The sequence below is a fragment of the Enterobacter sp. genome (genome assembly GCF_977039595.1).
The window spans coordinates 39,995-48,342 of the sequence record NZ_CDRQYH010000031.1; the positions used below are offsets into that span (position 1 = coordinate 39,995).

Sequence of the window (8,348 nt, forward strand, 5' to 3'; positions counted from 1 at the left end):
GTTAACAATGAGCAAGAATTTGTTTTGCCTGAGTGGTCAGGCGATTACGAGAAAACATTAACTGCAGGCGGCCACCACCGACCTGGTGCCACAGCACGGCGGCGCGGATACCTGCCAGCAGGGACGCGCGCACTTTTGCCTGTACCTGTGGGCTTTGCAGTACGGCAGGGGATCCGGTGACCTGAATACGCGGGCCCAGCGGGCTGATGACGTCAACATAAATGCCGGCTATGGCGCTGAGCAGCGTTTCGGACTGCAGGTCAAAATGGTCGAGCTGACGCTGCAGCCCGGCAATACGATCGCCCAGGGTATTGAGCGCGCCTTTTGCTGCGCTCAGCTTACGCTCCAGCACCATCAGGCTCAACGTGTAGCGTGTGAGCTCCGCGTTTAATCCCTGACGGCTGCTGGCGTTAAGCACGCCCAGCAGGGTTTCAAGACCGAGACGAAGATTGGTTTCACTGCCGCCGAACACGCCCAGGGTCGAGCCGGGGTTAAGATCGATAACGCTGTTCAGTGAAACGTGCAGGGCATCAGCGTCGCAATGACCCTGATGCGCCAGCTGTTGCACCAGACGGGCTGACTGGCAAATTCCCGCCAGCGCCAGGGTGATGTCATAGTAGTTCTTCGCCACACGGTCTCCTTTATGTGTGCAATCGTATTAAACAGCAGGCAGCGGCAGGCGCTGTTCAATGATCCCGCCGCCCAGGCAGATCTCGCCGCTGTAGAAGACAGCAGACTGACCTGGGGTGACGGCGGCAACCGGCTCGTCGAAGCGCACGTCAATGCGATCGTCATCGAGCGCGGTAACGGTGCAAGGAATATCGGTCTGACGGTAGCGTGTTTTCACCGTGCAGCGCAGCGTGCCTTTCAGCGGCTCACGATCGACCCAGTGCAGCTGTTGCGCGATCAGGCCAACGGACATCAGACGCGGATGGTCGTGACCCTGAGCAACAACCAGAATATTGTTTTCGACATCTTTGTCGACTACGTACCACGGATCTTCGCTACCTTCTTTCGTTCCGCCGATACCCAGGCCTTTACGCTGGCCGAGCGTGTGGTACATCAGCCCCTGGTGCTGGCCAATCTCTTCCCCGTCGACGGTGACAATTTTACCCGGCTGTGCGGGCAGGTAGCGCCCCAGGAAATCGCGGAATTTACGCTCGCCGATGAAGCAGATGCCGGTAGAGTCTTTTTTCTTCGCGGTGATCAGGTCCAGCTCTTCGGCGATTTTACGCACCTGCGGCTTTTCCAGCTCGCCGACCGGGAACAGGCTCTGGGCGATCTGCTCGTGGCTCAGCGTATAGAGGAAATAGCTTTGATCTTTGTTGCCGTCCAGACCGCGCAGCAGCTGGCTTTTACCATTCACGTCTGCACGACGCACGTAGTGGCCGGTCGCGATGTAGTCAGCGCCCAAATCTTCCGCGGCGAATTCCAGGAAGGCCTTAAATTTGATCTCTTTGTTGCACAGAATATCCGGGTTCGGCGTGCGGCCCGCTTTGTACTCTTCCAGGAACAGTTCAAAAACGTTGTCCCAGTATTCTGCGGCAAAGTTAACGGTGTGCAGTTCAATGCCGAGCTTATCGCATACGGCCTGCGCGTCGGCAAGATCCGCTGCGGCAGTGCAGTATTCCTCGCCATCATCTTCCTCCCAGTTCTTCATGAACAGGCCCTCCACCTTATAGCCCTGTTGCTGTAACAGGTAGGCGGAAACGGAGGAATCGACACCGCCGGACATGCCGACGATCACTTTTTTCTGGCTGTTATCTGACATGGAATACTCACGACATTGAACTTCAAGGCGGCGTATTCTATCACGCCCCCCCACCATTGGCACCCTCTGTAAACGGCCAGTTAAATGCGCCGATGACATCCAGCGGCAGGCGTGCGCCTGACTGCCAGCAGCGAATGCTTTCCGCAACCAGCGGGGAGCGCAGGTTTGGCGCGTTCAGGATCTCGTCGGCGGTGACCCACAGACAGCGGTCTATATCGTCATCCTGCGGCTCAGTGGCGCACGTTTCGCTAAGCTCAACGGCGAATAAAAAGCGCAGGAACGGGGTGCTGTCGGGCGCAATCCACTGGTGCATACGGATGAAGTGCTGGGGTTCAGCGTGAATGCCTGTCTCTTCCCACAGCTCGCGTTTTGCTGCCTCCAGCAGGGTTTCATTGGCTTCAAGGTGTCCGGCAGGCTGGTTCCACAGCGCTTTGCCGTTAATGCTCTCTTCGACAACCAGGAATTTACCCCGGGCGTGGACCACGCAGGCAACCGTAACATGAGGTTTAAACATCATTTCTCCTTAAGGGGCAGCGTCGCGCCATTCGCCGTTTGCCAGCGTATCCAGGGTGTAGCTGCCCATGGCGTAGCGAATCAGACGCAGGGTAGGGAAGCCGACATGTGCGGTCATGCGGCGAACCTGACGGTTGCGGCCTTCGTAAAGGGTGATTTTGAGCCAGCTTGTCGGGATGGATTTGCGTTCACGAATCGGCGGATTGCGCGGCCACAGCCACTCCGGTTCATTCACGCGTTCAATACCTGCGGGCAGGGTTGGGCCGTCGTTCAGCGTGACGCCTTTGCGCAATTTTTCCAGCGTTTGTTCGTCCGGCTCGCCTTCGACCTGGACGAAGTAAATTTTGCCGGTGCGTTTGCCCGGCTGCGTGAGCCTCGCCTGCAGCGCGCCGTCGTTGGTTAAGACCAGCAGGCCTTCGCTGTCGCGGTCCAGACGCCCGGCTGCGTAGACGCCCTGAACGGGAATAAAATCCTTCAGCGTGCTGCGCCCGGCTTCATCGGTAAACTGCGGCAAAACATCGTAGGGTTTATTGAACAAAATCACCCGCTTTGGCTGGGTTTCTTGCGGTCGTCTGGCGGCTTGTCGCGAGCTGAATCGCTCAACCCGGTGTTTTGTAAAAGAAGTTTTCTTCATGGTATTTTCAGGCGTTATCAATTGCCGCATTATAGCCTAATAACGAAGACCTTTCATGGCGCAGGACAATCAGGTACTATCGAAGGGCTCATTACAATTTATTAACATAAGATCAGTAACAACCAGAAGCGCTCGAAGGAGAGGTTAATGGAAAGCAAAGTAGTTGTTCCGGCGGAAGGTAAAAAGATCACCCTGCAAAACGGCAAGATTAACGTTCCTCACAATCCGATTATCCCGTTCATCGAAGGTGACGGAATCGGTGTAGACGTTACCCCGGCAATGCTGAAAGTGGTTGATGCCGCTGTTGAGAAAGCCTACAAAGGCGAGCGTAAAATTTCCTGGATGGAAATTTACACCGGTGAGAAATCTACTCAAGTTTATGGCCAGGACGTCTGGCTGCCAGCAGAAACGCTGGACCTGATCCGCGACTACCGCGTTGCTATTAAAGGCCCTCTGACGACGCCTGTTGGCGGCGGTATCCGTTCCCTGAACGTGGCACTGCGTCAGGAGCTGGACCTGTACGTGTGTCTGCGTCCGGTTCGTTACTATCAGGGCACCCCAAGCCCGGTTAAGCACCCTGAACTGACCGATATGGTTATCTTCCGCGAAAACTCAGAAGACATCTACGCGGGTATCGAATGGAAAGCGGACTCTGCTGACGCAGAAAAAGTGATTAAATTCCTGCGCGAAGAGATGGGCGTGAAGAAAATTCGCTTCCCTGAGCATTGTGGTATCGGCATCAAGCCATGTTCCGAAGAAGGGACCAAGCGTCTGGTGCGTGCGGCGATTGAATACGCTATCACCAACGACCGCGACTCTGTGACCCTGGTTCACAAAGGCAACATCATGAAGTTCACCGAAGGCGCGTTCAAAGACTGGGGCTACCAGCTGGCGACCGAAGAATTCGGCGGTGAGCTGATCGACGGTGGCCCATGGCAGAAGATCAAGAACCCGAACACCGGCAAAGAGATCGTCATTAAAGATGTAATCGCCGATGCGTTCCTGCAGCAGATCCTGCTGCGTCCTGCAGAATACGACGTGATTGCCTGTATGAACCTGAACGGTGACTACATTTCTGACGCCCTGGCAGCGCAGGTTGGCGGTATCGGTATCGCCCCTGGCGCGAACATCGGTGACGAATGCGCCCTGTTCGAAGCGACCCACGGTACTGCACCAAAATACGCGGGTCAGGACAAAGTGAACCCGGGCTCTATCATCCTGTCCGCAGAGATGATGCTGCGTCATATGGAATGGTTCGAAGCCGCAGACCTGATCGTTAAAGGTATGGAAGGCGCGATCAACGCGAAAACCGTAACTTACGATTTCGAACGTCTGATGGAAGGCGCTAAGCTGCTGAAATGCTCAGAGTTTGGCGACGCGATTATCGCGAACATGTAATCCAGATTCTGGGTTAAACAAGAGCGGGGGCCTGAGGGTTCCCGTTTTTTTTGCCTCTGCCTGCGGGAGACAACACGATGCTAGCTACTATTCTTATCGCTGTCGTTGCACTCATCCATCTCTACATTCTTGTGCTGGAAATGTTCCTGTGGAATACCAAAACAGGGCACAAGGCCTTTAATCTGCGTCCTGATTTTGCGCGCGATACCCGCGTACTGGCCGCGAATCAGGGGCTGTATAACGGTTTTCTGGCGGCAGGTCTGCTCTGGAGCCTCTGGCTCGGCGAAAAGGGTATTCAGGTGGCCATTTTCTTCCTGACCTGCGTGCTGATCGCCGGGCTCTTTGGCGCAGCCACCGCCAGCCGGAAAATTTTGTATGTACAGGCCGTACCTGCTCTCGCGGCGCTGCTTGCGTTGCTCATCTGAAGCAATGCTTTGGTTGAGATAAGGCGTCCGATATACTGATGGCTTCACCCTTACAGGTTAGCGACGAGACAGTTATGAACAACGATATCCCACTGAAATATTATGACATTGCCGATGAGTACGCGACGGAAGCCGCAGAGTCCGTCGCTGAGTCAGAGCTCGACGCGCTGGCACATTATTTCCAGCTGCTGCTTACCCGTTTATCGAATAACGAGGAGATTAGCGAGGAAGCCCAGCAGGAGATGGCCGCTGAGGCCGGGATCCGTGCGGGGCGCATTGATGATATTGCGAACTTCCTCAATCAGTGGGGAAATGAATAGCCTGCTTCAAAAACCGTTATGCTGATGCTTTGCGATACAGCTAAGCATCACGCTATCGGACCACATGCACTTTTTCCGCAGAATATGCGAAGCGGGGGCGTCGATAAACAGCGCGAAAATAACGGTCAGGCAAAAGAGTACCACTGGGAATAGTAAGGATAATTTCACGTTTTTAACCAAAATATGAGTGTGCTTCAGGGTAATCTACCGTCTGATTGTGACGACTATATGTTTTTGCGTAAAAAATTGAAATGCCCGACGGGAAAAAACGGGCACGCCAGTTTTGGATTACGGTGTGACGCCGGTGAGTTGCTTCGCCAGTTCGCTGCGGGTGAGTGCTTTTGAAAAATACCATCCCTGAATCAGGGCATCGGGATATCTGTCCGCAATAAAGCGATATTGAATTTCATTTTCCACGCCCTCGAATACAAGCGTTTTATTCAATCTTGCAAGAGCATCGCTGAAGATAGCGAAGATGTTTTGCTTATAATGCTCGCTGATGCCGTCCACCAGCGACTTATCAATTTTGATTTCATCATATTCAAGCAGCGACAGGCGGGCGAGGTTCGAGTTTTGCACGCCAAAATCATCTATTGATATTTTAACGCCGAGCGATTTGAGCTCCCGACAGAATCCCTCGAGGATATCTGCCGTTGAAACGGCTTTCTCAGAGAGTTCGACCTTCATCAGGGAAAGGGGAAGGTGATTGGCAAAACACGCACGACGCAAAATGGTAATGAACTGTCCATCTTCAATTTCCTTCCGCCCAACGTTGATTGAGACTATCAGCTGGTGTTTTATCGCCAGTGGGGCAATTTCGGAAAGGGATTTTTCGATAATATTACTATAATATTTTTTATACAGACCAATCTTCTTAATTAATGGAATAAACAGCTCCGGAGAGACGTCCCCGTGCTTTTGATCTCGCCATCTCGACAGAACTTCTACACCCACGATTTTTTTATCGTGAATGCGGATAATGGGCTGATAGTTAACGCAGATGGTATTCGTGATGACGGCTTTGATCAGCGTGCGTTCCAGAGAAAAACGATCTTCATAGATTCGGAAGATAAACAACGTAATCGCGATCCAGATCAAACAGAGAATGACCGCAAGAAGCGCAAAGATAAACGGAGGTAACGAGGCCAGCCCAGCGTCATGATGCTTCACGATGACACACAGGTCCCAGAAGGCGCTGCACTGCGTCAGGGTCAGGGTAAACAACGTCGAATGCAGCCAGCTCTGCTGATTTAGCTCAGGAGCGGCCGAAAAAAAGACTCTGCCAAAGTCTTTCGTGGTAGCACTTAGCGAATAACTTGCGGTAACCGGGCTGAATCTATCGTAAGCATAGCGGGAGGTGAAGATAATAATATTGTTATAAATTGCCGCGTTGCCCGTGAAAAAGTCTTTTCGCGAAAACTGGGCCAGGAGAAAGCCTCTCGGCGTTTTATGCAGTTCTGCAGGAAGTGCAACGGGCGTTGCGAGTTTCCCCCAAAAAGCGGTACAGACTATTTTTCCCTTTTCGATAAAACCTATATCGCCAAAATAAAGATTATTAAGCTTGATTTGTCTGTAGCTATCAAGGCTGGCTTTATCACATCCCTGCGTCGTTATGCTTTTTAGGCCCAGCGCAACGTTTTGGGACAGGTCTTCTGAATAATGTAAAAGGGTTCGGGATATTTCGAGCTGTTTGCTCTTCTGCTGTCCTGTGATGACAGCATTGACGGCATAAAGAGACAGGAAGACCAGAAGCGTTGAAACGATAGCAACGGCAATGAGCTTTTTCATTTTCCAGATATCCAGTCCGCTCCCTGATTTCACAAAGCTTAACACAGCCTGGGCAAGGAACAAGCCTGATAGTCACGTCATGTGAGCAAATTCGGGCAGGTGAACTCATACGAAAGCATCAGTTTTTTAAGACAATTCTCAGCTAAGCTATTTTCATTGTCATAAGCAACGCCGGATTAGCACAGGCTTTTCTTCTAGTACATCCATGCTTGTTTTTTCTATTAAGGAAAAAATCGTGCGCAACGTGATGATCCCTATTATGAGTGCCCTGTTTCTTTTTCTGAGCGGCATTCTGATTATTAACTGGCAGCTATGGCAGATGGCGAAGCTGAGTAATAGTCATGCCGCGATGGCAGGCACCCAAAAAATAGAAAGTATTCTGGCTGAAGCAGTCAGTGCGGCCAACACGGCGAAGCGCGTTGCGGAGCAGGGATGTACCAGTAGCGGACAGCTGGCGCTGGGGACGGAAGCCGCGCTAAAACCGCATCTGCGCACCATCATGATCCAGCAGCAGGGCAGAATCATCTGTACTTCCCTTCCCGGGAATGGCGTATTGATTATTCACCCTGAGACCTTACCTGCCGAAAAGTTGATGCTGCTACCCGGCAATCGGCTGGTGAACGGCATGCCGGTGCTTGTCTTTCAGATGCCCGTTGCGGGAGGGCGCGTCATGGTCAGCATCAGCGACGCGCATTTGCAGGATGCCATTACGAGCGCATCAAATAGCGTTGGCCTGGGACTGGTTGTCGGCGAAAGAATGTTTACCCGCAGCGGTGATGTGACCGGCTGGAAAGCGGCCTCGTGGGCGGGGTCACTGACGACCTCTTCGCACTTCCCCTTTAGCCTGGCCTGGCAGCCTCCTGCCTTTTTTAGCCTGACGCGGCTACTGCACCAGGGATGGAGCCTGATACTGCTTATTCTTGCATTATCCGTGGCGGTGGGCATTTTGATCCGTCGTTACAAGGGGAAAAGCACCTCATTCGAAGACGATTTGCGCAAAGCCATTTTGCAGGGGGAGATCGAGCCTTATTATCAGCCGATCGTGAACGGGGATACCGGCGGGTTGTACGGCGTTGAGGTCCTGGCGAGATGGAAACATCCAAAGTCAGGCTTTATCCCGCCGGATGTCTTTATTCCGATTGCCGAACGTAGCGGTTTAATTATCCCGTTAACCAAAGGGTTGATGGCGAAACTGGTCGCACAGCTTAAACCACTGTTGCCTAAGCTACCGGACGGGTTTCATATCGGGGTGAACATCAGCGCCAGACACATCAATGCACCTTCCTTTATCGGGGACTGTCGCCTCTTCGGGAAGGGGTTTCAGGGTAAAGAGGTCAAACTGGTTCTCGAGGTGACCGAGCGTGAACCGCTGATCGGCTTTGTTGAATAAATCGAACTTTTGCTGAGTTGAAGGATCAGATCACGTATCTTCCCGACAACGCAGACCGTTCCGTGGCAAAGCAAAAGTTCAAAATCACCAACTGGCCCACCTACAATAA

General features: G+C 52.7%; 9 protein-coding genes. 4 read left to right on the forward strand and 5 right to left on the reverse strand.

Annotated features, from left to right (window positions below; all coding sequences use genetic code 11):
- Position 1: 1 nt before the first annotated feature.
- From hflD to rluE, 4 genes are read right to left on the reverse strand one after another with little or no spacing between them, the layout of a single operon-like run.
- On the reverse strand, positions 2–631 hold the full coding sequence (hflD, locus tag ACWYRJ_RS11575; protein ID WP_455507922.1) for a high frequency lysogenization protein HflD: 630 nt from the start codon (positions 629–631) through the stop codon (positions 2–4).
- A 27-nt stretch (positions 632–658) separates the two neighbouring features.
- On the reverse strand, positions 659–1,771 hold the full coding sequence (gene mnmA / locus ACWYRJ_RS11580) for a tRNA 2-thiouridine(34) synthase MnmA (RefSeq protein WP_021241033.1): 1,113 nt from the start codon (positions 1,769–1,771) through the stop codon (positions 659–661).
- A 40-nt stretch (positions 1,772–1,811) separates the two neighbouring features.
- Complete coding sequence (locus ACWYRJ_RS11585; RefSeq protein ID WP_249575961.1) at positions 1,812–2,285, reverse strand: NUDIX hydrolase; 474 nt, start codon at positions 2,283–2,285, stop codon at positions 1,812–1,814.
- A gap of 9 nt (positions 2,286–2,294) precedes the next feature.
- On the reverse strand, positions 2,295–2,948 hold the full coding sequence (gene rluE, locus ACWYRJ_RS11590; RefSeq protein ID WP_111965565.1) for a 23S rRNA pseudouridine(2457) synthase RluE: 654 nt from the start codon (positions 2,946–2,948) through the stop codon (positions 2,295–2,297).
- Between the two features lie 117 nt (positions 2,949–3,065).
- On the opposite strand from rluE, the gene icd reads away from it, so the two are divergent.
- The 3 genes from icd (at position 3,066) to ACWYRJ_RS11605 (ending at position 5,061) form a co-directional block, all read left to right on the forward strand.
- The gene (gene icd, locus ACWYRJ_RS11595) at positions 3,066–4,316 is read left to right on the forward strand and encodes an NADP-dependent isocitrate dehydrogenase (RefSeq protein WP_045327001.1); all 1,251 of its coding nucleotides are present in this window, start codon (positions 3,066–3,068) and stop codon (positions 4,314–4,316) included.
- A gap of 77 nt (positions 4,317–4,393) precedes the next feature.
- Complete coding sequence (locus ACWYRJ_RS11600) at positions 4,394–4,741, forward strand: DUF1304 domain-containing protein (protein ID WP_149367494.1); 348 nt, start codon at positions 4,394–4,396, stop codon at positions 4,739–4,741.
- Between the two features lie 74 nt (positions 4,742–4,815).
- A complete protein-coding gene (locus tag ACWYRJ_RS11605) occupies positions 4,816–5,061 on the forward strand; it encodes a DUF2543 family protein (protein WP_111965567.1) in 246 nt (81 codons plus the stop codon).
- A gap of 288 nt (positions 5,062–5,349) precedes the next feature.
- Here the strand turns inward: ACWYRJ_RS11605 and ACWYRJ_RS11610 are convergent, their stop codons facing one another.
- Positions 5,350–6,849, reverse strand: coding sequence for an EAL domain-containing protein (locus ACWYRJ_RS11610; RefSeq protein ID WP_455507923.1), 1,500 nt, complete (start codon positions 6,847–6,849; stop codon positions 5,350–5,352).
- Positions 6,850–7,084: 235 nt separating this feature from the next.
- Here ACWYRJ_RS11610 and ACWYRJ_RS11615 point away from each other — a divergent pair, with 235 nt between their 5' ends.
- Positions 7,085–8,239, forward strand: coding sequence for an EAL domain-containing protein (locus ACWYRJ_RS11615; RefSeq protein WP_455507924.1), 1,155 nt, complete (start codon positions 7,085–7,087; stop codon positions 8,237–8,239).
- Positions 8,240–8,348 lie beyond the last annotated feature (109 nt).

Coding starts and splice junctions, on each gene's coding strand:
- mnmA (WP_021241033.1), bottom strand. CDS start 1,771: ATGTCAGATAACAGCCAGAAAAAAGTGATCGTCGGCATGTCCGGCGGT.
- ACWYRJ_RS11585 (WP_249575961.1), bottom strand. CDS start 2,285: ATGTTTAAACCTCATGTTACGGTTGCCTGCGTGGTCCACGCCCGGGGT.
- rluE (WP_111965565.1), bottom strand. CDS start 2,948: ATGCGGCAATTGATAACGCCTGAAAATACCATGAAGAAAACTTCTTTT.
- icd (WP_045327001.1), top strand. CDS start 3,066: ATGGAAAGCAAAGTAGTTGTTCCGGCGGAAGGTAAAAAGATCACCCTG.
- ACWYRJ_RS11600 (WP_149367494.1), top strand. CDS start 4,394: ATGCTAGCTACTATTCTTATCGCTGTCGTTGCACTCATCCATCTCTAC.
- ACWYRJ_RS11605 (WP_111965567.1), top strand. CDS start 4,816: ATGAACAACGATATCCCACTGAAATATTATGACATTGCCGATGAGTAC.
- ACWYRJ_RS11610 (WP_455507923.1), bottom strand. CDS start 6,849: ATGAAAAAGCTCATTGCCGTTGCTATCGTTTCAACGCTTCTGGTCTTC.